Here is a 26411-nt window from a genome sequence, read left to right on the forward strand (position 1 = left end):
CTTTCTATGAAAGGGCTTGATATCGGCTCGGACCGCGTCGACGAACTCGCCGCGATCAGTGCCATCTTGCTGTATGGCCGTCAGGACCGCAGCGCCGTCTACGGCACCGTTCATCCGGTGACGCCGGGCAAGAGCGGCCGGGCGACGATCGGTGCCGGACGGCCGATCGACCGCATGGCACTTGTCGAATGCCTGCGTGAGCTGGCGCAGAACGCGGCCCCGAAGGCGGAATTCCTGCCTGAGACGGTGCTCGCGGTGTCGCAAGACGCGGTGATGTGGTGGTGCAGACCGGCGATGCGAAGAGTCTTCTTCGACTGTCAGGAGATCGGGCGACGCAGTGCGGTCGTCCCGCATCCAGGGTTGGTGTTCCGTGCAACTTCGAACGGGTTTTCCGTGTTCGCGCTGCAGGAAGACAGCCGGCCAACGCCTGCATCGAAGCTGCACGAACCGCCTTACTTTAACACCTGGGACTGGGGGCGGATCTGCGTCGGCTCGGCTCATGTACCCAAGCGCATCGACATCGAATCGATTGCCGGATGGGAGAGCGGATTCTTTGAATCGGCCTTCACACACCCGAATCACGGCAACAAACGTGTTTCGCATCCGAATGGCGAGTTCGCATTCTGGAAGGAAATGCTCGACGGCAAGTACGGCGAGCAATTCCCGAAAGACGCGCTCGTCCCTATGGACCTTACCCTCGCTGAGCTGATCGCCGGCAAACAAGGAGTTCGATGATGAATGCTGGTGCTTTGAATCCTGCAGATGCCGCGCTTCAACGCTCATTTCCTACCGTCATGGTGCCCCGGCGTGAGTCGGTCGCGCCGATGCAGGCGGCCGGTGAGCGACTGCTGATCGGCGAGAACGGAGTCTTTCTTGAAATCGATCTGCCGTGGCTCTCGGTTGTTCGCCGCATTGCGCACTACACGGTCCCGACCGCGATCCCCTACGGGAAAGTGGTCGAATCGACCGAGTTGCGTTGTGGTGCGGTGCCGCCCGAGTTGGTCGGCGAGTTCGTCGCGATGGCGCGCGCCGCACATCCGCTGGAGACCGGTGCCTGGATCGTCTGGAATGTGGAGACGAAACAGTTCCGGCTCGCGCCTGTAAAGGTGCTGTCGCAGGGCACCGGGTCGCTGAAGTACGAGCGCCCGGAACTTCTGCCAAGTGAACTGCGGGTGATCGACTGCCATTCGCATGGCGCGCATCCCGCGTACTTCTCGCCGACAGACAACGAAGATGACCGACAAGAGACGAAGTTCGCCTTCGTCGTCGGCAACTGCGCGTCGTCGGTACCGAGTATGGCGATGCGGCTGTGCGCGAAAGGCATCTTCGAGAACGTCGAGCGCGTGCCGAGCAGTTGGTATGCGGCGGCTGGCGCTCAGGAGGTCGCATGAACGGAGCCATCCGACATCAACTTCCTTCGCGGATGCTTGAGCGAAGCTGGAATGTAGTCGTGGTAGGCGCGGGCGGCACCGGAAGTGCGGTGCTCCCGAGTCTCGCGCGCCTTCATCACGCGATGCTCGAACTGGGTCACCCGGGCGGCATCGACTGCACCGTGTTCGATGACGACACCGTCAGCCCGACCAACGTCGGCCGGCAGGGCTTCTATCCGAACGACGTGGGCGAGTACAAAGCCTCGCTCATCGTCAATCGGCTCAACGCACTGATGGGCACGAACTGGCGGGCGGAAACCCGGCGATTCGGTCCGGGCGAGCCGCTCTACAACGTCGATCTCGTGATTGGCTGCGTCGATACGCGTGCTGCTCGGGCCGCGATTGTTGGCGCAGCCCAGCACAGCGGGGCGTATTACCTCGACTGCGGCAACGACACGGATCGCGGCCAAGTCGTCATAGGCCAGGTCTGTGGCAAGAGCTACGCGCTGAAGCATCCTGAACGGCTGCCGCATGTGGGCGAGTTGTTTCCGGAACTTATCGACGCGAAGCTCGATGCGAAAGACGAGACCCCGTCCTGTTCGATGGCCGAGGCGCTGCGCAAGCAGTCGCTGGTCATCAACCAGGCCATCGCGGTCCAAGCATTCAACATGCTCTGGACCATGTTTCGGACCGGCGCCGTGCCGTTCTCGGGCGTGTTTGTGAACCTTGCAACGGGGCGCACAAATCCGATTCCGTTGGACCCGGCTGGGTGGGCGCGCTTCGGATATGAAGTCCCGAAGCCGCCTGTGAAGATAGCGAGCAAGAGCCGAAAGGCAAAGCTCGCTGCCTAAGTAGTCGCTGTTCCATCACTGCCGACCTCCGCAAGGGGTCGGCATTTTTTTATCGTGCTCAACAGCACGACAACCTCAACAGGAGTATCCGAATGTCGGAAGACATTGAAATCGTTGTTTCGGCACCGCTCAAAGTGGCGGCGGCGTTTTGGCAAGAGCGCTGGTGGTGCTGTGCGGCCTTTGTTGTCGCAACGGCCGCAAATTCTTTCCCGCCGGCGGGCTACCTCGGCATGGCCGTCAGGTTCGCGTACGAGCACTTGTTGCACGACGCATCGGGCGTTGGCCGAATCATGGCCGGGGTCCTCGGCATTCTGGTGGCCTCGCTCGCATGGCAGGTCGCCTGTCAGCGAGACCGCGCCCGCCCAGGACTCTTCGCCCGTGCGTGCGACTGGGTCGTCAACCGCTTCCTGATGTCGCACCTTGCGCGCGGCGTCGCGGTAGTTATCGGCGCGAGCTTCGCCTGCGGCGCACATGGCGTTGTATTCGGCGTTGCGTTCGGCGTATGGCTCGGCCTTGTCATGTGCTGCATGCAGTGCTTGACGGCCTTCTCGCTTATGCCGCGTCTGCGCTAACAGCATTAGCCGCTCCCTCGTGGAGCGGTCCTCTTTCACCTCAGCGGGTACGCAGCCCGTTGGGGCTGCTCCGCGCATTTACTGGAGCAAAACATGGGTTCTTCAATTCTGACGGGCAAGCGCGCAGGCGCAATGCAGAAGGCCGACGGCGAGTGGATCTACGCGTTGTTCGAACGCGGCTATGAGTCGAACGTCTATCCGCACACCGACCACTGGTCGGCTGTCGCGCTGGGCAACTATGCGCAGGTCATGCGCCGCGTCTTCTCGCATGCGACCAGTTGCGAAGGCGGAATGCTCCGAAGCCGCAATGGATCGATCCGGCCGGAAAACTACATCGCGAGTTGGAGAAGTGAACTCGCCAAGCCCGCGCTGCTTCGGGATCGGGCGATCGATCTGTCGGTCGGCTCGTCGTGCTACTCGGCGGTGCCTGAGTCGCAGCTCGATGACGTCCGGTTGTCGTTGATCCGGGCAGGCTTCGAGTCCCGTATCGATGAGTTGGTCGGCGGCAGCTTGAGCGTTTCCCTGCATGCGGACATCGACCTGCTGCTCTCGATCTACGGGAACAGCGGGCCGCTCAGCGTGTGGCGAGTGCTCAAGGAGTACGACTGTGGGGCCGCCCAGATCGAGGTGCCGGTGCCGTCGGCAACGAAGACGGCGATGGAGCGGATGCCCGAGGTACGTTGTCATTCGATTGACCAACACAACGTGCTGGTCGCGATGGGCTCCGCGCCGTGGCGTCACGCTGGCTGGCAGTACAGCGCGGTCGGTTCGTTCGTTATGGACGTTGCGTATCCGGTGGAGATGGAAGCGCCGGGCTTCGCCAAGAAGGCGATCCCAGCGTTCCGCGACGCCGTTAGCAACGCCCCGCAGGTCCCTGCGCGGACGCTCGGCCTCGTGGCTGAGGACGCATGTGCGCCGGCTGTCTTCAGCTTTGCGTTCGGCGACTTGCTCAATCGCGAAGACACCGACCGGCTGTTGTACGGGTTGGGTTCCTTCAGCGATGCGCAACTCCAGTGGGAGGTGCCCGTCACGCGCGCAGGCGCTGAGCCGGATCCTGCATTCTTTGCGGCTGACGTTCAGCTCTCGCTGTGTCTCGCCTAGTGCTGTTTTGATCAACGCCACGCCCCGGATTTCCGGGGCGTGGCTTTTTTTTCGCCCGCTAGAAAGCGAAGCTCGCTTGCGCGGGGATCGTCACCGCTGAGGGCGTTGTCGCCGAGGGTGCGCCGGGACGTTGTGCTAGCAGTTCGTCGTACCGGCGCAGGACATCGGCACCGCTGACGTATCCGACGTCGATGCCGACCGCTTGAGCGACGCGGCGGCGTACGCTCGCGAGCAACTCCGCTTCGTCGGGCGTCGGGCGCACGGTCGGCCAACCCGACGAGAAAAGCAGATGCGTAGGAATCTCGGGCTCGATGGCTTGGCGCTCGATGGCCGCTGCCTTTGCGCGCGCGACGTCGGCCGCCAGTTCAGACGACAGCAGGTGGGGCGCGACGTCAGCCAACCACCGTTGCCCTTGGAAGGCGAACGTCGATTGCGCTTCTAGCCTCACCATCTCGCGGTACACGTCGTGGTTGTCAGCGCAGCTCGCCGCAGCGCGCAGGTCGTCCAACGAGCTCATGATGCAGTAGGCGCACGAGACGCGCGACGCACCGTACACGGTGTATGCCTCGTGCAGGGCGAGTCCGGCCGCAGCGATCTCGGTAAAGACTTCGTCGATGGTCCATTCGATGATCGCGTTCCACGTCACGCTCGTCCGACCTTTCGTCGATAGGGGAGCGAGCGGGGCCGATACCGGCATCTTGCTGCGAGCGCTGCTTTCCTGACGGCGCACGCCGGTCACGTTCACGATGTTGTGCGTCGGGAAACGCTTGTTCAGCGCACTGTTTATTAAGGAACCTTTTAATTCTGACGTGCAGAAGCGCATGGACGGTGTGCTCCACGGCAAGATCAGCCGCACACAGGCGAGATCGCGGTAGCGTTCGACATTGTTCGACCAGCGTTTCTCCCATCTGGCGAGCATGTCACCCGCTTGCCGTTGGAGCGTGAGCAGGTCCCAGCCGAGGTGGGCAGCAAGCCGCTCGCACGCCGGGCCGCTGTCCTTCCACTCGACACGCCCGAGGTCGGAATGGACGAGGATGCGCGGACCGGTGTGGCCGATGGCATCCAGATGGCGGGCGACCGCGAGCGCACAGGCGACGCTGTCCTTGCCGCCGCTCACGCCGATCGCGACGACAGCATCGGTCGCGAGCAGCGCAGACACCTCCGGCGTGAGTGCGACGTTACGGGCACGCGCTGGAACGTAGGCGTGTGAACGGGTGTGAAGCGAGGATAGGTCGATGGTCTGGAGCATGGTCGAAGAAGAATCGGGGTAGATGATTCATCTTCGCAGCTACAGCGCGAAGTCAAGGCGGGCGGGGCTCCGACGCCCGCTGCGCGCCAGACGGGGCGAAAGAAAGCCCGCATCGCGGCGAACGATAGCGGGCCAAGACTTGGATGATCTACAACAGCGCGCCCACAGCCAGAGGACACGCAGTAATAGCTTAGTTGCTAATCTCCGATGCGCAAGAAAAAGCCCGCCTACAGGTAAGACGGGCCGGCGTCCGACGCAGAGAACGTGATGTTTCGAACACTTGGATTCAATTTGTCAGTCTATATTGTCCCTACCCGCTAATGAGGGTGCTTGAGAGACCGCACTATACAAAAACGACAAACTGAGGCCACCCATGGCGCGTCCCTGGGTGGCCTTTCTTTTGCCCTGTTGCGCCAGCTATCAGCACCGTACTCTTACTCGCACCTTGTGCTTCGGTCGGGCGCGCCCATTCGCGTCGGCCTTCGCGTTTCCGTCATACCGCTGTTATTCGAATTGCGGTGTTTTTAGCGGCCTTTTCCTCGCCTGTGTCCTAGTGCCGATGGCTAGAATGGCCTCTCTCTCAGGTTCGTCGACGGCCCTCGGATTATGCGACGGACTTTCAAGCGCCGCTCCAGCAATGGAGCAGGCGCTTTTTTTTCGTCCTGGATGGGTGCTTCCGGTCCCGGGCCGGGTAATTGGTCGTGCGTGACGAGCGGCAGGGCGAAAGGCATAGCGAATCGTTGAGCTTTCCCACGCCCACCACGCGGCCGACTCCGTAGACTGGCTCCATTCCCCGCGCTTTTGCGCATCGACCTACCCCTCCAGCGTGCTGGAGGACCATCTTCTCTCCAGCCGTCTTTGACGGCAATCTTCTAGGCGACCCTCGTTGGTCGCCTTTTTTCGTCCCGTTGGGAGCCAATCCCACGGGAGACGGCTCCCATTTTTTTAGGAGCTGTCTATGTCTCGCAATCTCGCACCTGTCGTCAAAGTTTCCAGCAAGAACGGTTTCATGGCGAATCAGCGTGTCGTTGGTCAGGACGTCGAGGCCAGCCCGCCGCAGCTTTACACCGGACGTATTCATTCGGTGTGGAGCGACGGCACGGCTATGGTGGACTGGGACTATTCGCTCAATCCCCAAGCCGAACGGCATCTGGTGCAAAGCGGTCGTGTCAGACTGCATCACCTCAGCCGTGCCGCCTCGTAGGCCTTCATAAATGACGCGTCCAGTGCAGCCTGCTGGACGCCGTTTCTTCATTTCCAAATCTCTTCTCGATGGGAGCTTCCCATCGCGGGCGGCTCCTGCTTTTCTCAGGAGTTGCCCTTGTTTCCGGTGATCAAACACGCTCTCAACAGTCTTGCCTGGTACGCCAAGCAGGACGCCGAAGCCTGGAAGATGCTGTCGTTCCTCGTTGGCGTGATGTCCGTCTCGATCGCGATCGCCTCAGCCACGCACTGACGCAGGCAGCTTGGTGCTGCCCCTGCTCGTTCTTTTTCCCTTTGGGGCAAGCCAGCCCTTCGGGAATGGATTGCCTCGCTTTCATTTGAGGTAACCCATGATCAAGTTTCTCTGCTCCGTGATGCTTCTCTCCGCTCTGACTGGCTGCGCCACGGCGGACTTCGGTTCGCCGAATACGTACCAGCGCTACGACGTTCAACGCATCGGTCAGTTCGAGCAGGCAACCATCCTGCGCGTGCGTCCGATCACCATCGAGAGCAATTCCGGCTCGTCCGGAATTGCATCGTTCGTAAGTGCAGCGGCGGGTGCCTTCCTGGGCTCGCAAGTCATTGGCAACGGTAGCGGCCGTTATATCGCCGGTGCGCTTTCCGGCTCCGTTTCCGGGTTAGTGGCTCAGCGCGTAAGCGCCGCTATGTCTCGCCACAGCGGTGTCGAAGTCTTTCTTCGTCGCGCGAACGGTCAGACCGTGACCGTCACACAGGTCGACGATCAGCAGTTCGCTGCCGGTCAGCAGGTGTTTCTCGTCTCGAATGGGTCCGGCTACCGGATCACTCACTGACCTGGTAGTCCACTTCCTTTAGCTCGCGGTGCATGCCGCGTAATTCCCTTGCGGGGCAGGCTCCCCGCAAGGGACCTGCCTCGTCTGCAATGAGGCAATCATGAAATTTCCCCGAGTGTTTTATGCGGACCGCAGTAGTGCCAATGCCGGCGCGAAAGCGGCTCTGCAACGTCATGCGGCGCGCGTTCTGCGACGCGTCGCCCAAGACTTGCGTCTTCCGGCGCATGCTCACGAGATCGTCACCGATACGCGTCGCGGCAGCTCTGCGGTACGGGTGTCGTTGCGCACGGAGACGTTGTTTGTCGACGTGCTGGAGCGTCGAGGCGGTTCGGGTGTCGCGCTGAGCTTCAGAACCCGGCGCGGCCGCTCCGACCTGACGGGCGGTGGTGAGAATCACGTCGCCCTGACGCAACTCGAGACGCTCGCGGGCTATCGAGCGATGTTGGACGGCCTGCGTTTGGCCGGTGGCATCGACTTGAAGTGCGGAGGTCGTCGATGAAACTGGCGAAAGTAAAAATCGAGTACAGCTCTGGCACCACGATCGTGGACCGGGTCACGCTCGATCCAACAACAGGTCAGGTTCATCTGGCGCCGCGTGTACTCGGGTTGCTCAATAAGATGGAGGAGTCCGAGTGCTCGCCGTCGTTCAGCCTTGAGTACAAAGGCGACGTCTTGCCGGTGAACATGACGGGCAACGGCGGGTACGTGGTATCGATTCCCCCTGACCCCGGCCCTGCTTGCGCCGGCTGCTCCACGCAGTCGCGACGCCATCCAAGGACCAGCGGCACCAAAACGGCCGCTATCTGCACACTCTATCGGCGGCATCGATCGGCGGCGCAGTCGGATACGCACATTCCGCATCGTCCTGGGATCCGCTGACAATTGCAGGTACGAGCGCACTGGCTGCCCTTGGAGTAGTATTGTGGTATGCAGGCCATTACGTGATGAAAGGAGAATGACGTGGGCGCAACAATTTTCACGGTAGTGCTTGGCGTGTCCATTGCAGCTTTCTTCATGTGGACCGCGAACAACGGTCGCAAAGCCGATCGCGAACGCGATTGGGGCAAATGATTCGACGCAGCGCAAGCTGAGTCCAAAGACAAAACCGCACCTTTTTGGGGTGCGGTTTTTTTTCGACTTCCTTTTCTAGCGCGCCTTCGGGCGCGTTTTTCATTTCAGGAGCAGTTTATGTCTCAAGCAAACGCCGATGTGCTGCCGGCTGCTGTCACCAGCGGTATCACCGCTTCTGGCGCCGTCGATATCAAGTCAGTCGCCCGGCTGAACACCGACGGCAAGACTGTCGATCAGGTTTTCGAGGGTTTGTGCCGCTTCTTGCGCGGGACGGAGCTCGAACCGGAATGGCTCTGTCACGCGAACCTGCAGGACGACGCCAACGAAGCGATGTACGGAGCACGCCACAACAGACCGTGGCCTGAACCGTCGTCACATGACCGGATTTCCGTATCTGTGTGCATCGGCAATTCGGAAGGCTGGATCGTTCATGTGGACTTCGTCAGCCGACCGCGGCTGAGCGACTCGCTTGATCGGACCTGCGCGATCATGCCGCTGCTTCGCGCCAAGGTGTTTTCGACTGACCACGCGTGGTCGCTCGCTCGTCTGATCGCCCGTCTAATCGACGCGGCCTAATAGCTTTTCAACTTCCCGCGCCCGTTTCGGCGCACTTAACCCTTGCCGGGCATCGACCCGACAGGGTGCGATTGCCCGCATTCTTTAAGGCAATCCACCATGTATCAGCTTTCCTTTTCGGGCTTCGCCCAGTCTTTCCGCACGATGCTCGAAGTGCTCCGTTTCCTGCGAGACGACACGCGCGTGGCAGCAGTCGACGCGGCAGAGATCGCGCTCACGTTCTTCAGCCACCCCGTATCCGTCACTCGCTTCAACGGTAAGCTCACCGTTCGTCGGCCCGGGACGGCGACGACCCTTTTCCTGTCGCTCATCGACGAAATCGACGCGGCTCACTTCAGACCGTCGTTCGCGACGCTCGAGCCGTGGCAAATCCGGCGCGAACGCTGGCAACTGCTCTATCTTGCTTTCGAGCTGGCGCGGGAGCCGCTGTATCTGTTCTCTTCGGATCAGATGGCGCAAGCCAACGAAGAGGCGGCTAAGAGCGGCCGTCGCGGGCTCGATCTGTTCGAGCTGCTGCAGGACGAGTCGCAGCGCCGGTTCGGCTTCCGCTACGCGGGCCCGATCCTGGACAACCGGCAGAGCAATGGTCGGCACGAGGTTCATGTCGCCTACGCGCTCGCGGCGGGCAAGCCCGTTCCGCAAGCGGTGATCGACGACTACGCTTCGTTGTCGAAGTTCGACTCCGACTTGCAATGGGCCAAGCCGCTTCTCGCGGTGCCGGAGTTGCGTGGCGCGCTGCCGCTTGCGAAGCTGGTGCCGCTGGCAACGGTGATGCGCCATTCGAAGCAGGCGATCACCTCCGACAATGCCGCACTGCTCGCGATGGTGATGGGTCTCGCGCCGAAGGAGCCTACGACGGTCCAAGTCGACGACTTGCTGTACGCGAAAGGCATTCTCGAAGCGCATTCTTTGCCGGAGGCGTACCTGAAGCCTGTTGACGTCGGCTCGCCGACCTGTCAGTTCGCGGAAGTGCTGCGGCGTACGCTCGCCGATCGCTCGCGCGACAATCGGCTGGCGGAACTCGAGAAGGCGCGGAAGTCGGGCAGCATCAGCGCACGCCGCTTTCAACTCGACTCGCAACTGGCCATTCTGGATCACGGCAGCCATACGCACACCTTCGCCAACGAGTGCGCGAAAGCGGTGCAGACGGCCGACATGTCCTATCTCCTGAGCATCTTCGACCGGCCACACGACGCCAACCGGGCGTCCAAGCAAGCGGTCCGCGAGGTGTTCGGCATTAAGCTCATCGGTGTTCGCGCTGCGGCCCGGCGCCGGGGCATCTTCGAACTGGCAGGTATGGACGCCGCGCAGCAAGCAGAGTGGGAGGCGTTGTCGGTTTCCCAACGTGAGGCGAGGCGCGTCGCGCGCGAGGTCGCACGCGCTCGCGAGGCGGCTGAAATGTCACGCATCCGCACGCAAGACGGTGCTGTCGTGACCGGTGCGCAGTGGGTGGACAGCACGATCGCCGAAGGCTTCTCCGAGATCGTGGCCGTGCGGCAGGGCACTAGCGTGCGTTACGCGCTCGCTGACCCAGTCCGGCACTTGCAGGTATCGCTTCGCGCGAACGACGGTACGCTCGCGTATGCGCGCGTGGCGCTCGAACAGCGCGCAAGCTGATTCACTTTCGACCAACCCGGCCATCGTGCCGGGTTTTTTTTCGCCGCGCGGGCCGTCGAGATGGCTTAAGGCACCCTGAATTAGTGACCTTTCCACCGATTGCCCGAGAGCCCGACCCCTACACTGCATCTATCACCCGCGTCACTGACGCATCGACCCAGCCGGCTACGAGCCGGCTTTTTCATACCTTGCCCCACAGGGACCACGTCCCTACGGGCGTAGTCTTTATGGGGCTTCTCTTTGGAAGCCATCATGAAAGTCACGCCCGCTCAACTCACCGAACTCCTCTCGCTGTACGTGCCGAAGCGTTTGCCGGTGCTCATCACTGGCCGCCCCGGCATCGGCAAGAGCGACATCGTCGAACAGACCGCGCATGCGACTGATCACGAACTGCTCATCAGCCACCCGGTTGTCGAGGATCCGACCGACTCGAAAGGGTTGCCGTTTCCCTCGCCCGATGGCACGACCGCCAAGTTCCTGCCGTTCGGGGATTTGGAACGCGCGATGACGGCCAGACGCCCGCTGATCTGGTTTCTGGACGACCTCGGGCAGGCCTCGCCCGCCGTGCAAGCCGCGAAGATGCAGTTGCTGCTCGCGCGGCGCGTCGGCGAGCACGTCCTGCCACCGCAGGTCACGTTCCTCGCGGCCACCAATCGTCGCACCGACAATGCCGGTGTCTCCGGGATTCTCGATCCGGTGATCTCGCGTTTCGCCACCGTGGTCGAGCTTGAACCGACCATCGACGACTGGACGCAGTGGGCCGTGCGCGGAAACATCCCGCCCGCGCTCATCGCGTTCCTGCGCTTCCGTCCGGACTTGCTGTCCGTGCAGAAGACGTCGCGCGACATCGAAAACGCACCGAGCCCGCGTAGCTGGCGGTTCGTCGCGAAAACCATGGATGTAGTCCCCAAGCATCTGGAGCACATCTCCTACGCCGGTTCGGTGGGAGAGGGTGCCGCGACCGAACTGGTCGCGTTCCTCCAGATCTTCCGCGAACTGCCGAATCCGGACGCCATTCTTCTCGCGCCGGACACGGCCATGATCCCGACGACGCCTTCGGCGTTGTACGCGATCGCGGCAGCGCTTGCGGCACGCGCGAACGAAAACAACTTCGATCGCGTCGTGCGCTACACCGAGCGTCTGATCGGTGAAGGGCACCGCGAGTTCGCGGCGCTGCTGGTGCGAGACGCTGTCCAGCGCTCGCCGCAGATCCAGAACTCGTATGCCTTCATTGGCGCGCAAGGCGGAGAGATCGGCAAGATCATCCGCGGCGAGTAACCAAGCACTCCACTTTTCTCAGCATCACCCAAGTTGGCCCTGTCGCGTCTGCGGACGCACAGGGCCTTTTTTCTTTGCTTTATCCATTCCATTTCTACGAGGTTCTCTCATGGACATCACTTCCATCCAATCGAAGGTCATGCTCTGCTCCGTCACGATTTCCACCTGGGTCGCCCGCCGTTTCGACGGCAAGGTGACGCAGGAAGTCGAGAGCAAGCACCACGCGAAGGGCATCGGCAGATTCAATAAACGCCTGTTGCCCGAGCACGCGCCGAGCTTTGCGGAAGTCGTGACGCTCGCCGGCCGCATCCGCTCGTACTTCTACGATCACACCCTGAAGTACGACCAGTTGGGCGTGCGGCTGCTGCCGACGATGGTCTACATGGACTTCGCCGAAAAGATGCGCTCGTTGAAAGACGAGTTCGACTTGGCGGTTTCCGTGTTCCTCACCGACTACCTGAATCTCAAAGAGGCGGCTCGCGAAGAATTGAACGGGCTTTTCAACGAGGCGGACTATCCGACCCTCGCTGAGCTGTCTACGAAGTTCGGCGTTAAGATGGCTGTTCTGCCGTTTCCCGACGCTAGCCAGTTCGGCGTCGAGTTGCCGGCGAATGTGCTGACCACGCTCAAGAGCGAACTGGACCAGCACGTTTTGGCCTCTATCTCCACCGCGAACGAGGACTTGGTGCGGCGTCTGTACGAAGCCGTGTCGCAGATGGCCAACCGCCTGTACGCGACGGGCAACGTCCGACTGGACGTTGCCAACAACGTGCGAGAACTCTGCGCGTTGCTGCCGAAGCTCAACTTCTCGAACGACCCGCAGCTCACGCACATCCTCGAGCAGGCCAAGACGCATCTGGCGGTGCACACGGGAGCCGAACTGAAGGACTCGCGCGTGCTTCGTTCTCAGGTGGCCAGCAAGGCGCACGAGATTGAAGGGCTGATGGCCGCGTTCATGGGCGTGCAGCCCGAGCCGATGGAAGTCGAATCGGCGCACGCGAGCCAACTGCGCTTAGTCGCGTAAGGGGGCGTCATGGACCGCAACGATGTGGTGTTGGGCAGTAGCGCGGTCCATCCGCGCATTGCCCGGCAGCGGACCGAGCTCGTCCTTTCGCAACCGTTCTTCGGGGCGCTCGCGCTCCGATTGAACGTCCGCGAGGATCCGTCGGCCAAGACGTTCTGGGTCGACGCCGAGACTTTGGGCTACAACCCGGCTTACATGGAGTCGCTCAGCGACCTCGAAGTCCGGGGTGTCGTCGCGCACGAAGTGCTGCATGTGGCCAACGGCCATTGCTGGCGGCAGGGTGCGCGCGATCCCGACCGATGGAACGATGCGTGTGACTACGCGATCAACCCGATCGTGCTGTCATCGGGCATGGTTCTGCCGAAAGGGGCGCTCGTCGATCCGCGCTATACGGGCAAGTCGGCGGAGGAAATCTACGGTTTGCTGACGCAGGAGGCGAAGCAGAAGCAGCAACAGCAGCAGCCGCCTCAGCAGCAACAGCAGCCGCAGAACCAGCAGCCGCAGCCGAGTCCGCAAGATCAGCAGCAGCCGAGCGGCAAGCAGCCCTCGAAGCCGGGTGGCCAGAACGGCACCGCGCCGGGGCAGTCGCCCGGCGATCAGCCTTCGCATCCCGGCTCATTCGGTGAAGTCCGGTCCTACAAGGGGCCGGACAAACCGGTAAAGGAAGCGGAGTGGAAGGTTGCCGTCACCCAGGCCGCGAAAGCGGCCGCGATGCGCGGCAAGCTTCCCGGCGAGTTGCAGGCGATGGCGGGCGAGGCAGTACGGCCTGTCGTGGATTGGCGCTCAGTGCTGCATCGATTTGCGCAGCAATCGTCGCCGTCGGACTACAGCTTCGCAACGCCTAACCGCCGGTATCTGCATCTCGGCTTTTATCTGCCGTCGCTGCATACACCGGCGATCGGCGATGCGGTTTTTGTACGCGACTCCAGCGGCTCAGTGTTCGACGAGACGCAGGCGCAGTTCGACGCGGAGATTCTCGCGGTCTTCCATTCGTTGAAGCCCGCGCGGCTAATCGTGATGGATTGCGATACACGCGTGACACAGGTGCAGATCTTCGAGCGAGGCGACTCACCCGATATCAAACCTGTACGCGGCGGAGGCGGAACGGCGTTCGTCGACCCGTTCAACCGCGTGGCACAGGACGGCATGAACCCCGCCTTTCTGGTCTATCTGACAGATATGGTGGGGAGCTTCCCGACGGTCGCGCCGCATTACCCGGTGCTGTGGGCTTCAACCACGCCTTTGGCACGGGCTCGGAAAGCGCCGTTTGGCGAAACCATGGAGGTGATTTGTTAGTCCCCGGCTTGGCCGGGCATTCCCTGAAGAACGAAAGCCCGGCACGCCGGGCTTTTTTTTTGACCGCGCGGGCTCAGGCGCGGCGTTTCTTCTGCAGCGGCTGGTACTCATCGCCCGCCTTGAACCGGTCCAGACGGTCGCTCGCCGTGGTCAGCGCGCCGAGCGTTGCGCTATGGAGTTGCCTGTCGTACATGCTGACGATGGCAGCAAGCAGGGCAAAGGCGGACTCCGACGACACCCCCCACATCGCAGTCTGCCGGCCGCCTTCGAATACCTCGGCCATTGCCCGGTCGGCCGCCAGCAGCGATTCGTGCGAGAACTCGCCGTGGCCCGCCTCGCTGAGGAACTTACCGAGCAACACGACTTCGGTGATGTGCTGCGCGGGGCCGACATGGTCGCAGGCGCCGCGGATCGCTTCCAACGACAGATGGGCACGAAGCGCGAGGTCATCGGCGATTGCACGCGGGATCGGGAGCAGTTGCGCCTTGGTCAGGCGCGCACGGGCCGCTTGAGCGGAGCGCTGGAAGGGAAGGGTGCGAGACATAGCAAACGTTTGGTTGACTGCCCGGGTTAACGATCTTCCCACGCCGTTTCTGAAGGGGTAACGGTGCGGTCGCGTCGAAAACGCTCGACGACAGCGATCGCGCGCTCGCATTGGTCCGCGTCGAGCGAATGGATCGAGCACTTCTCCGCATCCGCCCCGATCTCGCCGGCCAGCCATTTCATCGCTTTGGCGCGCGCCTCGAACACATTGCAGCCATCCCGCCGGACCTTCGCCGCGACCAACGGCTCGAGCGCTGCGTGGAGCTTGGCCTTCAGTTCGCGCAGGCGCGCGTCGGCGAGACGGCCGAGCGGTACATGGCGGGTGCTGCGCGGAAACACGCCCACCCACGCCAGGCAGTCCGCGCGAAGCCACAACGGGCCGTGATCGTCACGGTAAGGGTAGGCGTCGTCGCCGGCGTGCACCAGCGTCGCCTGCATGCCGCAGTAGTCGCAATGGGGATTGGGAAGAGGCTTGACTGGTTTTCCGACGCGCATCGCCGAAGACTCCGGGACGGGAACACCCAATATAGCAGGCGTGTCTGCTGAAGCAGTCTTTGGTCGGCCACGGCCTACATTTATGGAGTGATGCGGGCGAGGCAGCCGTCGAGTTCGCTGCTGCCGCTCGTCTGTGAGGGCCACGTCGCCTTCGCCGGTGCTGGGCGGGATGGCTTCCAGGCGCGCCCCGAAGGATGTCTCGCTCATAATGGGGTCATGACAGCCAAGTGCTTGCGGCAAACACTTAACAGCTACTTCCGGTCGCATTTAACCCGAAAGCTATATGTTTTCATGCGTCATTCCCCAAAACGGCCGCTATCCGGATAGCGTCACTGAGCTCGCTCAACCAAAATGCGAGCCGTCGCCCTCGGTCACAGATGTTGTGAGCTCGAGGGTATCGTCCGAGCGCTGCTCTGCTTGAGCGGATCTACGGTCGCGAAAGCCGCTCAATTTGACGCCTCTTTCGGTGCCTGCGAACGTCTGCCAACAACAACAATAGCCGACATGTTAGATAGCCCACAAAGCATCGCATGTCCGAGTCTGCCGACAACCAAGTCCTAAAGCTGCGCCCCCTGGAAGCGGAAGCCGTGCGCATGTTCTTCCATGCGCTTTCGCCGCTGCGCGAGCTGCTCGACTCGCCCGACCTCGCGGAAATCATGATTAACGATTACCGCAACGTCTGGGTGGAGCGTCGCGGCGTGATGACGCGCGAGAACATCGACCTGCGCCCGGAACAGCTGGAAGGGGCAATCCATTCGCTCGCCTCTTCTGTTGAGAAATCGGCGAAGGCGGGTAGCGACAAGGGCATCATCAACGCCGGTCACCAGAACCTGCGTATCGCGGCGGTCATGAGCCCGACGTCGATCGACGGCCATGCGCTGAGCATCCGGAAGCATCGAGAGTCGAAGCTTACGCTGTCGGATTACGTGAACATGGGGGCGTTCTCGGCAGCGAATGCGCGACCTGAGTCTGCGGAAGCCATTCACTTCGAAGACGGCATCGAGGACGAAGCACTCATGCGCGCGCTCGTTGCGCTCGTCCAGTCGCACAAGAACGTGCTCGTCGCCGGCGGCACATCCGCGGGCAAGACGACGTTCCTCAATGCGCTGATCGAGCAGATCCCGCCAGACCAGCGGGTCATCTCCATCGAGGACACGATGGAACTGAAGCTGCACGTGCCCAATCGCGTGCGGTTGCTCTCCAACGCCGATACCAACGTCACGACGCAACTGCTTGTCGCGCTGTGTCTGCGCTTCCGGCCCGACCGCATCATCGTTGGCGAAGTGCGCGGCGGCGAAGCCTACGACCTGCTGCAGGCGCTCAACACCGGCCACGACGGCGGTCTCGCATCCATCCACGCGAACAATGGGCGCACGGCGCTCAGCCGCTTGGAATCGCTCGCCATGCTCGGCATCCCGACCGGATCACGCTGGGAACTGGAAGACATGCGCAAAAACATCGCTGACTGTTTCAACTACGTCGTGCACTTCAAGCGCACCGGCGAGATGCGGCACGTCTCGGAAATCCTCGAAATCCGGGGATTCAAAAACAACGACTACGACCTACAACGCGTTTTTTAACGGGAGCATCAAATGAAGGGAAAGAAGGTACTGCACAGAGCCGCCACGGTCGCGAAGCATTTGCGCCCGGGCAAGTCGATGTTGGTCGGCGCGCTGTTGAGCGTGGTGTCGGTGGCCGCGATGGCAGCGGGGGACTTTTCGAACCTGACGGGCCTGACGGACATCATCTGCACGATCAGTAACCTGATCAGCGGCCCGTACCTGTACGGCATCGGCATCGTGCTCATCACGCTTGGCGGCGTCGCGGTGGCGAACTCGGAAAGCAATATCGCCAAGACGTTCTCGGTGGTGCTGGTCGGGCTCGGTATTGCGTCGGTCGCTGTGCCGATCATGCAGAGCCACTTCCACATGGCCAACGCCTGCTGATATGCGCCAGCACAAGGTTAGTCGAGGCCTCTCATTGCCGCGCCAGATGGGCGGCGCAGACCGGGGACTCGCCATTTTCAACGGGACGATGACGGCGCTGCTCACCTACACGAGCTGGACCCCTGGATTTCTCCTTGTCGGCGTGGTGGTGCATGTGTTCTTGCGCTGGAAAAGCTCGACTGACCCGTGGTGGCGAATCGTGATGCTGGTGTACAACCGCTACCCGGACGTCTATGAGCCGGGGCCGAGCAGCCGTTTTAGCGCGCGCTTCAAGCGTCCGTATGGCTTTGATCAGGACCTTCCATGCTGAAAATGATGTTCACCAAGCGCGCGGTGCAGGAAATCGCGCCCTGGGCGACGATGGTTACGCCCGAACTGGTGCTCAACAAGGACGGGTCGCTGCTGACCGTGTTCGAGTTTGAAGGCATCGACGCTGACTCGCCAAATCCCGGCGACATCACCGCCGCCCGCGACAATCTCGACCATGCATGCCGCAACTTCGATCACCGCATCACCGCGTGGTGGCGCATGTCGCACCGGCGCGTGCGCGGAGGCATCGACGGCACGTTCGCGTCGGAAGCCGATGCGCGCGTCGACGCGATTAATCAAGCGATCATCGGCAGCGGCAAGTACTTCAAGAACTCGCACTCGCTCGCGCTGGCGTTCACGCCTGAAACCGGCATCTCGCGGATCTTCGACAAGATCGGCTATCACATGACGGTCGGCGGCAAGAATCTGGCTGTCGCGATGTTCGAAGCGGCGAAAGATACGATTCTCGCGCGCAGCGCCTTCGCGTTCGACCTGACCAAGATCCAGAACGAGATTAAGCGATTCGAGTCGGTGATCGACGGATTCGTCGGCGGCGTTACGCGCCTGAAGATGAAGCGGCTGCAGCTCCAGAACGTCCTGTCGTTCTTGCATCAGCGAGCGAATCCGTCGACGCCCAAGCGCCGCGTGCGCTATCCGGTCACGATGTTGGACACGCATCTGACCGAGACCGAAGTCACGATAGGCGCGACCGAGCTGATGTTCGAATCGGCGCACGGCAAGGTGTACGCCCGCATCATCGGCATCAAGGAATGGATGGGCTTTCAAGAGGCGGCGCTCGACGTGCTCTCGCAGGTGGACGCCGAATTGGACGTCTGCGTGATGTTCCGTTTCCTCGACACCTCGCGGGCAAGCGCGTACATCAGGAAGATTCGAGGGTTCTATAAGGTTGCGGCCTTCAATCCGGTCGCCATCCTCAAGCAGTGGGCAACAAAGGAAGAGCAAAAGAACGACGAAGGCCGTGAGATTCTCGCGAAGGAAGCGGGTGACGCGCTCGCAAAGCTCGACGCCGAAGGCCAGCAGTACGGCTTCGCAAACATTTCGGTGGTGGTCTATGGGAGCACCCCTGAGGAGTGCGAGGACGCAACGCGTCAGGTGATCGGCGTCATCGGCAATGCTGGCTTCGGTGTGATCCTCGAGAAGACGAACCTCTTCGCCTCGTGGAGCGCAACGCTGCCGGGCCGCTGGGACCAGCAAAGGCGTCTGCAGTTCGTTGAGACGCCCGCCGTGTCCGACATCGCCCCGCTTTGCAGTGTGGGCGAGGGTTCGAAGGTCAACGATTGGCTGACGCAGCAGTCCGGTACGAAAACCGGCCCGCTCACGTGCCTGCCGACCCGCCATCGCACGCTCCAGTATTTCGACTTGCATCATCCGGGCGGCAAGGCGCACACACTCGTCGTCGGTCCAATTGGCGCGGGTAAGTCCGTGTTTCTGAATTACCTGATGACCCAGACGGGCCGCCACGGCGCGCGCCGCATCCGGTTTGACAAGGACCGCTCGACACGAATCCCGACGCTGCTCGGCGGTGGCCGCTTCATCGATGCAACCGGCCGCTTCGAGGCCGCGACCTCGGTCAATCCGCTTTCCCTGATTGGCGAAGAAAAGCACTGGTCTTACGTCGCGGACTGGGTGCAGCTTGTCACCGAGGGCGAGGACTACACGTGCACGCCGCAGCAGCAAACCGAAATCTTCGACCGAATCAAGACGCTGGCGCTGGGCTTCCCGCCCGAAAAGTGGCGTCTGTCGAGCTTGATCACGCTGCTGCCTGCGGACTTGCGTGAGCGGTTGCAGGTTTGGACTGAAGGCAACAAGAACGGCAAGTTCTTCGATCACGCCGAAGACGGCTTCGCAATCTCGGACGATTTGTCGATCGAAATGGGCGACCTGTTCCAAAACTTCCCGGTGGCCGCCGCGTTGTTCATGGACTACGCGTTCTACCGGATCGCGCAGATTCTCGACGGCAAGCGCTACACCGTGATTGAGATTGAAGAGGCAGGCTTCTTCTTTACCTACCCGAAGTTCTATGCGCGCCTTGAAATCTGGGCGGTGACGATCCGAAAGCTCAACGCGGCACTGGTGATGGCGACGCAGTCTCTTGGGCAACTCGCACGCGTGCCGAACTTCGAGATTCTGAAAGAGAACATCCCCAACCTGATCTATTTGCCCAACAGCGACGCGATCAACAACCAAAACCTGTACCGCGATGTGTTCGGCCTCACGCCGCATCAGATCAAGATGATCTCGGACGCAGTGCCCAATCGCGATTACCTGTGGGTGACGGCGAAGCAAAGCCGGATGCTGCAGGCCCAGTTCCCGAAAGAAGCGCTCGCCTACCTCCGCTCGGACGGCCGGGCGCAGGCGCTCCTCGACAAGCACGTCAAGTCCGGCAGCCCACAGTGGCAGGAGGAGTACGTGCGCGACGTACTCGTCAACGCTTAACGCTTTATCTGCAAGGTACCGCCATGATGAAAAAATTGCTCCGCTGCATCGCCGCGACCGGCGTGTTGACGGTTGGTCTCGTCCAGCAGACCTACGCGAACATGCCCGTGTTCGACGCATCGAACTTCCTTCAAAACACCATGACGGCAGTGGCCGCCGTGAAGGGTGAGGTTTATCAGGATTCGAACCTGGTCTATCAGTACCAGATGATGCTTAACCAGCTCAAGCAGGCGACCAACCTCAATCCGTCCGCGATGCTTGCGCAATTCAAAAGCATCACGAGCGACATCTCAAGCCTGACCAAGTACACCGACGCACTGAAGGACCTGTACGGTGGGCTGCAGAGCAACGCCGAGTACGCAAGCAAGGTGCAGGCTCTGATCACGCAGTCGGGAAAGACGCCCGAGCAGTGGTTCACGGACCAAAACACGCTGCTGCAGAACAACGACAAGACGGCCAAGCAGCTCTTCCAGCAGGGCAACGACGTCATCTCGCATGTGAGCACGCTCGCGAAGCGCCGGCAGGAGATCCAGGACCAACTGAACATGTCGCCGACCATGGAAGCCACCGCTCAGTTGACCACGCACATGCTGGACATCATCTCCAGTCAGAACAGCGACCTTCTTACGATGATGGCAGCGAAGCAACGCAGCGATGCGGTGAAGGATTCGGCGACGGTCGCTGACCAGCAGGCGAACAATGCGACGCAAGCGGCCATTAAGGCAAAGCAAGACCAGCAGCGCGCTGCATTCGACGCGCAAATCGGGTCGTCAAAAGTACTGGGGCAGTGATGGCGCGTTCTTGCATGGCCACACTGCGGATTGTTGTCCTGCTCTTGGCAACGATCGTCGCCACGGCGATGTTCCCGGCTGGAGCACTTGCCCAAGCGGCTAATGCGTCGGCGAGTTCTGCGACCGCCGCTGGGTCGGCGGCTCTCCTTGCCAGTCCGGACGGCGATTTTGGCAAGGGCGCGCAGACGGCAGTCACCCAAATCGATTCGCTCGTAGGCAATTTGATACCCAACGCCATCACTGCGAGTTCGGACGTGATGGACGAGGCGAACAAGTTCGCCTGGGGCTTGGGCGTCATCTCGCTGGTCCTCGTCGGTGTTCGATTCGCCGGCACCCATCACCCGATCTCTGCTTGGGTCAATTTATTCGAGGAGGTCGCTGTACTTGGCATCTTCGTTGCCCTCTACCTCGGCTACACGGCGAGCGCGAGCGGGTTCTGGACATGGTTTCAGCAACTGGCGGCTCATATCAGCGGCGCCTCGGACTCGTCGACGGGTGGGCAGATGGCGCATCTGGCGGGGGTCATCTTCGACGGGCTAAAGGAGAAACTGAAGTCAATCAGCCTTTGGAACTTTCCCGCGGTCTTGTCTGATGCGATGGTCATGTTGCTGGCCGCGTTCTTGATGTGCTTGGCGGCGATCGTGTTCATCTACTACTCGGCAGTCGGGCAGATTCAGTCGGCCATTGGAATCGTGCTGGGGCCAATCGCGATCGCTCTCGGCTTCTCGTCCTACACCCGCAACTACTTCGTTAAGTGGCTGGACTGGATGATCAGCGCCGGAATGTATGTCGTCGTCGTCGCTATCCTGATGAAACTCGTTGGATCGTCGATCGGCGATGCGGTGTCGAAGGCGTCTGGCGTTGGTGGGGCCACAACGGTGAACTCGATCTACGTCTTCAATTTGGCGATATTCATCCTGTTGTTGTCGCTCGAGATTCCGAAGCTTGCGGCGATCTTTGGCGGCGGTGCAAGTGCAACGGGCGCTGCGGCGCTGAAGCTGGCAAAGGGTTTCATGTGATGACCACCGCTCACGAAGCTATCCTTGCCGAGGACCTATTCGCCACGCACCAGAAACGCATTGAGCTTGTTCGACAATGCGCGAACGAGAGCACCGAAACGGAGTTCGCGCGCAAGTGGCTCTCAGTGTTACGTCGCTGCGCGAACTGGTTTTCTTCCATGCCGCTGACGCCCGACTTGCATTGCGAGCCGGGCGGTGCATTCCGCGCGACGATCGAATCGACGTTCTATGCCATGCGGCTCGCGGGTGGGCAGAAGTTCGCGGCTGACCTCACGTCTGACAAGCGTCGCCGGCTGGAGCCGCAATACAACTACGCCGTCTTCCTGGCCGCTGCGTGCACGCTGCTGGACGAGCCATTTCGCCACTTCGAGATGGTGCGGCTCTCGGACCGCACGAAGTGGAATCCGGCGGCGCACGGGGCGTTCGGCACGTGGATCGGAGCCGGTCAGTTTGCGGTTGAGCGGCGTGTGACGCCACTGAAAAGCGAGCGCATGCGCACCGCCATGTTTGCCCAGACCGTCATCACACCCGAGCTGCTCTCAGGGTTCGACACAACGGTGCTGGACGACCTCTTCAACGCGATCAATCCTGAGCGCAGCCCGCAGGGGTTCGAACCCCTCGTCCACAAGGTGGTGCGGCAGGCCATGGACGTTGCGGTGGACTTTGAACGCAAGGCGCAACGCGCCGTCTTCGCGCCGGTCAAGTATGACGTTCCCTCAGCCGTGCACGTCGCGCTCGCGCTCGAGCCGCAGTTCGTCGCGACGCCCGCCCCGGAGACTGTCAATGCTTCCGCAGGCCAGGCACGGCCGTCGGCGGCCGCCGCTTCAGCGCCTCAAGCCGACGTTGCCGCGCAGAACGATGCCGTTGTTGGAGCAACGGCCGCGTCGGAGCAGCAGGCCAGTGCCTCTGCGCCGAAGTTCTCTCAGTCGTTGCTCGATGCGTTGGAGCGCAGCGAAGCACAGGCCGCTGGTGCGGCCGCGGCTGAGCCCTCGACCGGCCCGAGCGCGCCTGCGTCGCGCCCGGCGCCCGTCGACCCTGCCGCAGCGCGTCCCGCAAGGTCCAATGCAAGCAGAGTTGGTCCGACTGACGAAGAATTGACGGAACTCCTGGGACCCGGCGCTGCAATGCTGAAAGAGTTTTTCAAAGCCCTTGCTGGCGACGTGGCGACCGGAAAGGCGGAAGTGACGTGGGAAGAGAAGGGGCTGGCCGTCAAGAAGCGGCTCGTCGGCGGATACGGCATCACGAGCGATACCCTTGTCGAACAACTCAAGAAGCGCAGTCTCCTCATGCGCGCACACGGCAATGACATTTGCATCGTTGAGCGCGCCGGACGTCTCATCGTGGAGCGACCCGCGGCATGAACTACGTCAATCACTTCCGTCCGATCTACGAGTTTCGTCCGTTTCTCGTTTGGCCCATCGTCATCGTTGGCATTTTGATCTCCGGGATGCCATACGGCTGGGCGTTTGCGCTAGCCGGCGCGGCCCTGCTGTCGATCCGTGCGCTCCAGATATGGAAGGCACTGAGCTTTCGCATGGCCATCTCAACGAAATGGCTGAGCAAGATTCGCATCGAAAAGCTTCTTGCCACGCAGAACGCGATGCGGAAAAGAGCGGACTCGATGTATCTGGGCATCGGATACGAGTGGACGCAGAAGCATACGCAGATTGCCCACGAAATCCTCCGGATGCCCGTAACCGACATTCCGTCGTTGCCGAAGTGGCTGCCGAAAACCGAGATAGGCCGGACCGTGGAGGAGCGCATCGAGCGGCTATTCGGTCCGCGCGACAGCATCCGCGATCGTATGCCGCAGGGATCGTCCTGGATCCACGGTATGGAGCAGAAGAAGGTCGAGGTGCCGTTTCACTATAAGGCGATGGGCGGTCACACGCTGGTGGCGGGCACGACTGGCGCGGGAAAGACCCGCACCTACGAAGTCATCTCCACGCAGGTGATCCACAACCCGAAGGACGTCCTGATCATCGTCGACCCCAAGAACGATGACGAGTGGAAAAAGCGCGTGGAGATGGAGTGCGCGCGCACCGGGCGCAAGTTCCTGTACTTCAATCAGGCGAAGCCGCATGAGTCGATCCGGTTGAACCCGCTCGAAAACTGGTCGCAGCCGTCGGAAATTCCGTCGCGCATCGCTCAGTTGATGGAGGAAGGCCAGTTCCGTGATTTCGCCTTTCTCTTCATTGACCGCGCCGTGAAAGGCGAGCTGTATGTCGGCGACAAGCCCAACCTGCGCTCGATCCTCAAATACGCACAGTCAGGCATCGCTAATTTACTCGACCGCGGGCTTCGGCGTTTCTTCATCGAGAAGGGCCTCACCGACTGGGAAGAACTGACGGTGACGGCGACCGTAAAAGACGCGCAGCGCCGCAACGACGCCTCGTTGATTGACGGGATGGTGAAGTTGTATCTCGAGCGCTTCGCCGCTCACGATCGCGGGCACGAGACGATCGATGGATTGATCGCCACGCACACCCACGACCGCGAGCACTACATGAAGATCATCGCGTCCGCGTTGCCGCTGCTACAGATGCTGGCGACCGGGGAAACGGGCCTCATGCTCGCGCCAAAAGCGGACGACTTCGACGACAAGCGCGAGATCTGGGACATCGACAAGATCATCAAGCAGAAGGCGGTCTTGTATATGGGGCTCGACTCGCTATCGAACAACATCGTGCAGAAGGCAATCGCCTCGATGGCATTGTCGGACGTGGCGGCCGTGTGCGGGGCGATCTACAACTTCTATGCTGAGAAGCCCGATGTCGTGCTGATCATCGATGAGATCGCGGAGGCCATCAACGAGCAGGTGATTCAGATCCTGAACAAAGGCCGCGGTGCGGGATTCAAGGCGTTTGTCGCATTCCAGGCGCGTGCCGACCTCGAAGCGAAACTTGGAAACGCAGCGAAAATGCTGCAGGTTTTGGGTAACCTCAATAACCAGGTGGTGCTTCGACTAGAGGACTCAGATACAGCAAAGTGGTTCTCGGATAAGGTCGGCGAGACTGCGATCCGCGTGGTAAACGTGTCCAACAGCACCAATACCACGACCGAGGCGCACGCGCTTGAATTCAGTGGCTCTCAGTCCCGGTCCATCCAGCTGGAGAAGGTGCCGCTTATTCCTGTCAAGCTGCTTCACAGTTTGCCGAATCTGCAGTACTTCATGCGCATCTCTGGCGGTGCGGTGTATCAGGGTCGAATTCCCATCATCGAAGGCTAAAACACAAAGATTATGTCCGCTGCATATAAAAACATCATTCGCGATCACAAGCTCTCGCACAGGCTGGTTGCGGTCTTCAATGTCGCACCAGAACTGGAGCTCGCGTGCTCGCGCGTGGCCGACTTCATCGGGGAGCGGTTCGTGGGAGACAAAGGGCCGTTGGTCGCAGAGATGATCGAGTCGGCGCTAGATGGTTTCCGGCGCGCCAAGCGCACGGGCGACCAGCATATCGCGTTCATGCAGGGACTGTTCGAGCCATCGAAAGCTCTGTACGCCCGCCGGCTTGTCGCGCGGTTTGGCGACAAGGTGTCCGTGTGGTGTCCGATGGTCGAGGCGATTCCGGCGTTCGAAGCGCGCCATTTTGAGTACCAGTTCGAAATGGTCGATGAGCGTTGCCCGGACGAGATCACCGAGCGCACCGCGGCATTCCAGCTCGCCGCACGCGTGCTTCAAGGGGAAGCTTTCCGCCGTTACTTCGAGGAATACGATGTCGCTCACCGTTACGATCATAGCGAAGCTCTCGGGAGTTGAGCCGCGCACTGTGCAGCGGGCGCGCGACACTGCTGCTGCTTTCGACGGGGACGTGAACGCGGCCGTGCCCGAGGAATTCACTTACGGCGCGGGCGCCCGGTGCTACGCGTTGGCGACGATCGCCGAATTCCGGCCGGCGCTCTTTTGGGGCGGACTGATGGCGCTCTTGGCGGTGCCCGCCCTCATGCTGGTCAAGGTGCTGCATGGCTAGTCGGTTCGGTTCGCACATCAAGGTGTGGTTTCTGCTCGTGCCGGTGCTAGCTATCGCGGTCATGCCAGCGATCCCGGAGCGAAAGCTATTCGAGGTGCCGGAAGCGGAGACACGTTCCCTCGTTGAGTCCGTAGGGCAGGACCGGGTCGACCACGCGATGCGCAGCGCCAACGACGAGTTCCGCCATGCGTTTGTCGATAGCGGACTGCTGCACCGCACGCTAAATGCCTCCGGAAAGGTAGGCGGCTTGGACGACGGCGGGTTCTCATCGTTCGCCCATACCTGGACTGAGAATTTCTGGCTGCTGGTGTACCGGATGCTGTTCCGCGCAATGGTGATGAAGATGTGGATCATCGGAACGCTGCTTTTTGCCCTCGGCATGTTCATCGACGGTGCGGCACGCCGCAAGATCAAAGCGTCGGCTGCGGGCTTTGTGAGTCCCCTGTCTTTCCATCTGGCAGGGCACGGGCTGCTGCTGGTGACCGGCACGCTGTTCGCGGTGCTAGTGGTTCCGCTGCCGGTCTTGGTCGGCTACTGGGTCGCCGTTGCGGCGCTCCTCGGAGGTCTCCTGTGGAAGGCGGCGGAGTCTTTTCAGTCGTCGAGATAGGAAAAGAAATCGCGCGACGCCTCAAAAGCTCACGAAAAGCCGCTTCATTCTTCAAAAGCAACGCTATCCGGATAGCGTTGCTTTTGTTTTTTCTCGTCCGTCCGCATTGCCACCGTCCCAAACTGCCCGCCCACGCGCGCGCCGATCAATCGGGTGAAAGGCGCTTCAAATAGTCACCGTTTCAAGCCTCCACACGCTGCCCCCGCCGCAACAATGTTGAATATGGGCAACGCGCTTCGCTTGCCTGGTCCCC

Annotated in this window: 29 protein-coding genes; 26 read left to right on the forward strand and 3 right to left on the reverse strand. The window is 61.4% G+C overall.

The features are described 5' to 3' along the window. Positions 1-6: 6 nt before the first annotated feature. From AWB79_RS13700 to AWB79_RS13720, 5 genes are all read left to right on the forward strand, one after another. Positions 7-735: a PRTRC system protein B gene (locus AWB79_RS13700; RefSeq protein ID WP_061167963.1), complete on the forward strand. Its 729-nt coding sequence runs from the start codon at positions 7-9 to the stop codon at positions 733-735. Next, on the forward strand, positions 735-1391 hold the full coding sequence (locus AWB79_RS13705) for a PRTRC system protein A (protein WP_082862360.1): 657 nt from the start codon (positions 735-737) through the stop codon (positions 1389-1391). The genes AWB79_RS13700 and AWB79_RS13705 overlap by 1 nt, the downstream gene beginning before the upstream one ends. Then, positions 1388-2221, forward strand: coding sequence for a PRTRC system ThiF family protein (locus AWB79_RS13710; RefSeq protein ID WP_061167964.1), 834 nt, complete (start codon positions 1388-1390; stop codon positions 2219-2221). Before AWB79_RS13705 ends, AWB79_RS13710 begins: the two co-directional genes overlap by 4 nt. A gap of 92 nt (positions 2222-2313) precedes the next feature. After that, on the forward strand, positions 2314-2793 hold the full coding sequence (locus AWB79_RS13715) for a hypothetical protein (RefSeq protein WP_061167965.1): 480 nt from the start codon (positions 2314-2316) through the stop codon (positions 2791-2793). 93 nt (positions 2794-2886) lie between these two features. Beyond that, on the forward strand, positions 2887-3894 hold the full coding sequence (locus tag AWB79_RS13720; protein ID WP_157695769.1) for a hypothetical protein: 1008 nt from the start codon (positions 2887-2889) through the stop codon (positions 3892-3894). 58 nt (positions 3895-3952) lie between these two features. Here the strand turns inward: AWB79_RS13720 and AWB79_RS13725 are convergent, their stop codons facing one another. After that, positions 3953-5143 (reverse strand): adenine nucleotide alpha hydrolase family protein, encoded by a 1191-nt coding sequence (locus AWB79_RS13725; RefSeq protein ID WP_061167967.1) that lies wholly within the window; start codon positions 5141-5143, stop codon positions 3953-3955. Between the two features lie 958 nt (positions 5144-6101). On the opposite strand from AWB79_RS13725, the gene AWB79_RS13730 reads away from it, so the two are divergent. From AWB79_RS13730 to AWB79_RS13770, 10 genes are all read left to right on the forward strand, one after another. After that, on the forward strand, positions 6102-6347 hold the full coding sequence (locus AWB79_RS13730) for a hypothetical protein (protein ID WP_157695770.1): 246 nt from the start codon (positions 6102-6104) through the stop codon (positions 6345-6347). Positions 6348-6464: 117 nt separating this feature from the next. Then, a complete protein-coding gene (locus tag AWB79_RS40795) occupies positions 6465-6599 on the forward strand; it encodes a hypothetical protein (protein ID WP_269767937.1) in 135 nt (44 codons plus the stop codon). Between the two features lie 97 nt (positions 6600-6696). Then, the gene (locus tag AWB79_RS13735) at positions 6697-7158 is read left to right on the forward strand and encodes an outer membrane lipoprotein (protein WP_061167969.1); all 462 of its coding nucleotides are present in this window, start codon (positions 6697-6699) and stop codon (positions 7156-7158) included. A 115-nt stretch (positions 7159-7273) separates the two neighbouring features. Next, positions 7274-7657: a hypothetical protein gene (locus tag AWB79_RS13740; RefSeq protein ID WP_082862361.1), complete on the forward strand. Its 384-nt coding sequence runs from the start codon at positions 7274-7276 to the stop codon at positions 7655-7657. Further along, complete coding sequence (locus AWB79_RS13745) at positions 7654-8037, forward strand: hypothetical protein (RefSeq protein WP_061167971.1); 384 nt, start codon at positions 7654-7656, stop codon at positions 8035-8037. The genes AWB79_RS13740 and AWB79_RS13745 overlap by 4 nt, the downstream gene beginning before the upstream one ends. 309 nt (positions 8038-8346) lie before the next feature. Next, positions 8347-8805 (forward strand): hypothetical protein, encoded by a 459-nt coding sequence (locus tag AWB79_RS13750; protein WP_061167972.1) that lies wholly within the window; start codon positions 8347-8349, stop codon positions 8803-8805. A gap of 99 nt (positions 8806-8904) precedes the next feature. Next, positions 8905-10422: a hypothetical protein gene (locus tag AWB79_RS13755; protein ID WP_061167973.1), complete on the forward strand. Its 1518-nt coding sequence runs from the start codon at positions 8905-8907 to the stop codon at positions 10420-10422. Between the two features lie 252 nt (positions 10423-10674). After that, the gene (locus AWB79_RS13760; protein WP_061168061.1) at positions 10675-11700 is read left to right on the forward strand and encodes an ATP-binding protein; all 1026 of its coding nucleotides are present in this window, start codon (positions 10675-10677) and stop codon (positions 11698-11700) included. Positions 11701-11809: 109 nt separating this feature from the next. Continuing rightward, complete coding sequence (locus AWB79_RS13765) at positions 11810-12724, forward strand: hypothetical protein (RefSeq protein WP_061167974.1); 915 nt, start codon at positions 11810-11812, stop codon at positions 12722-12724. A 9-nt stretch (positions 12725-12733) separates the two neighbouring features. Beyond that, positions 12734-14020: a vWA domain-containing protein gene (locus AWB79_RS13770; RefSeq protein WP_061167975.1), complete on the forward strand. Its 1287-nt coding sequence runs from the start codon at positions 12734-12736 to the stop codon at positions 14018-14020. Positions 14021-14093: 73 nt separating this feature from the next. On the opposite strand, the gene AWB79_RS13775 is transcribed toward AWB79_RS13770, so the two are convergent. Then, on the reverse strand, positions 14094-14564 hold the full coding sequence (locus AWB79_RS13775; protein ID WP_061167976.1) for a hypothetical protein: 471 nt from the start codon (positions 14562-14564) through the stop codon (positions 14094-14096). Between the two features lie 26 nt (positions 14565-14590). Further along, positions 14591-15058 carry a zinc-finger-containing protein gene (locus AWB79_RS13780; protein ID WP_061167977.1) on the reverse strand — a complete coding sequence of 156 codons (468 nt, stop codon included), beginning with the start codon at positions 15056-15058 and terminating at the stop codon, positions 14591-14593. 530 nt (positions 15059-15588) lie between these two features. Between AWB79_RS13780 and AWB79_RS13785 the strand changes: the two genes are divergently transcribed. The 11 genes from AWB79_RS13785 to AWB79_RS13835 are packed head-to-tail and all read left to right on the forward strand — an operon-like array spanning position 15589 to position 26158. Further along, positions 15589-16638, forward strand: coding sequence for a TadA family conjugal transfer-associated ATPase (locus tag AWB79_RS13785; RefSeq protein WP_061167978.1), 1050 nt, complete (start codon positions 15589-15591; stop codon positions 16636-16638). A 12-nt stretch (positions 16639-16650) separates the two neighbouring features. Next, positions 16651-17004 (forward strand): hypothetical protein, encoded by a 354-nt coding sequence (locus tag AWB79_RS13790; protein ID WP_061167979.1) that lies wholly within the window; start codon positions 16651-16653, stop codon positions 17002-17004. Between the two features lie 46 nt (positions 17005-17050). After that, a complete protein-coding gene (locus AWB79_RS13795; protein WP_053572942.1) occupies positions 17051-17314 on the forward strand; it encodes a conjugal transfer protein in 264 nt (87 codons plus the stop codon). Beyond that, positions 17308-19770, forward strand: coding sequence for a VirB4 family type IV secretion system protein (locus tag AWB79_RS13800; RefSeq protein ID WP_061167980.1), 2463 nt, complete (start codon positions 17308-17310; stop codon positions 19768-19770). Before AWB79_RS13795 ends, AWB79_RS13800 begins: the two co-directional genes overlap by 7 nt. Further along, a complete protein-coding gene (locus AWB79_RS13805) occupies positions 19728-20561 on the forward strand; it encodes a TrbJ/VirB5 family protein (protein WP_232470904.1) in 834 nt (277 codons plus the stop codon). Before AWB79_RS13800 ends, AWB79_RS13805 begins: the two co-directional genes overlap by 43 nt. 14 nt (positions 20562-20575) lie before the next feature. Further along, positions 20576-21580, forward strand: a complete 1005-nt coding sequence (locus tag AWB79_RS13810) for a type IV secretion system protein (RefSeq protein ID WP_232470905.1) — start codon at positions 20576-20578, stop codon at positions 21578-21580. After that, positions 21580-22941, forward strand: coding sequence for a TraI domain-containing protein (locus AWB79_RS13815; protein ID WP_061167982.1), 1362 nt, complete (start codon positions 21580-21582; stop codon positions 22939-22941). Before AWB79_RS13810 ends, AWB79_RS13815 begins: the two co-directional genes overlap by 1 nt. Further along, on the forward strand, positions 22938-24809 hold the full coding sequence (gene traD, locus AWB79_RS13820; protein WP_061167983.1) for a conjugative transfer system coupling protein TraD: 1872 nt from the start codon (positions 22938-22940) through the stop codon (positions 24807-24809). Before AWB79_RS13815 ends, traD begins: the two co-directional genes overlap by 4 nt. A 12-nt stretch (positions 24810-24821) precedes the next feature. Then, a complete protein-coding gene (locus AWB79_RS13825) occupies positions 24822-25340 on the forward strand; it encodes a hypothetical protein (protein ID WP_061167984.1) in 519 nt (172 codons plus the stop codon). Next, a complete protein-coding gene (locus tag AWB79_RS13830) occupies positions 25297-25551 on the forward strand; it encodes a hypothetical protein (RefSeq protein ID WP_061168063.1) in 255 nt (84 codons plus the stop codon). The genes AWB79_RS13825 and AWB79_RS13830 overlap by 44 nt, the downstream gene beginning before the upstream one ends. Beyond that, complete coding sequence (locus AWB79_RS13835) at positions 25544-26158, forward strand: IncC plasmid conjugative DNA transfer DtrJ family protein (RefSeq protein WP_061167985.1); 615 nt, start codon at positions 25544-25546, stop codon at positions 26156-26158. Before AWB79_RS13830 ends, AWB79_RS13835 begins: the two co-directional genes overlap by 8 nt. Positions 26159-26411: the final 253 nt, after the last annotated feature.

It is taken from the genome of Caballeronia hypogeia, from assembly GCF_001544875.2.
GTDB classification, from domain to species: Bacteria; Pseudomonadota; Gammaproteobacteria; order Burkholderiales; family Burkholderiaceae; genus Caballeronia; species Caballeronia hypogeia.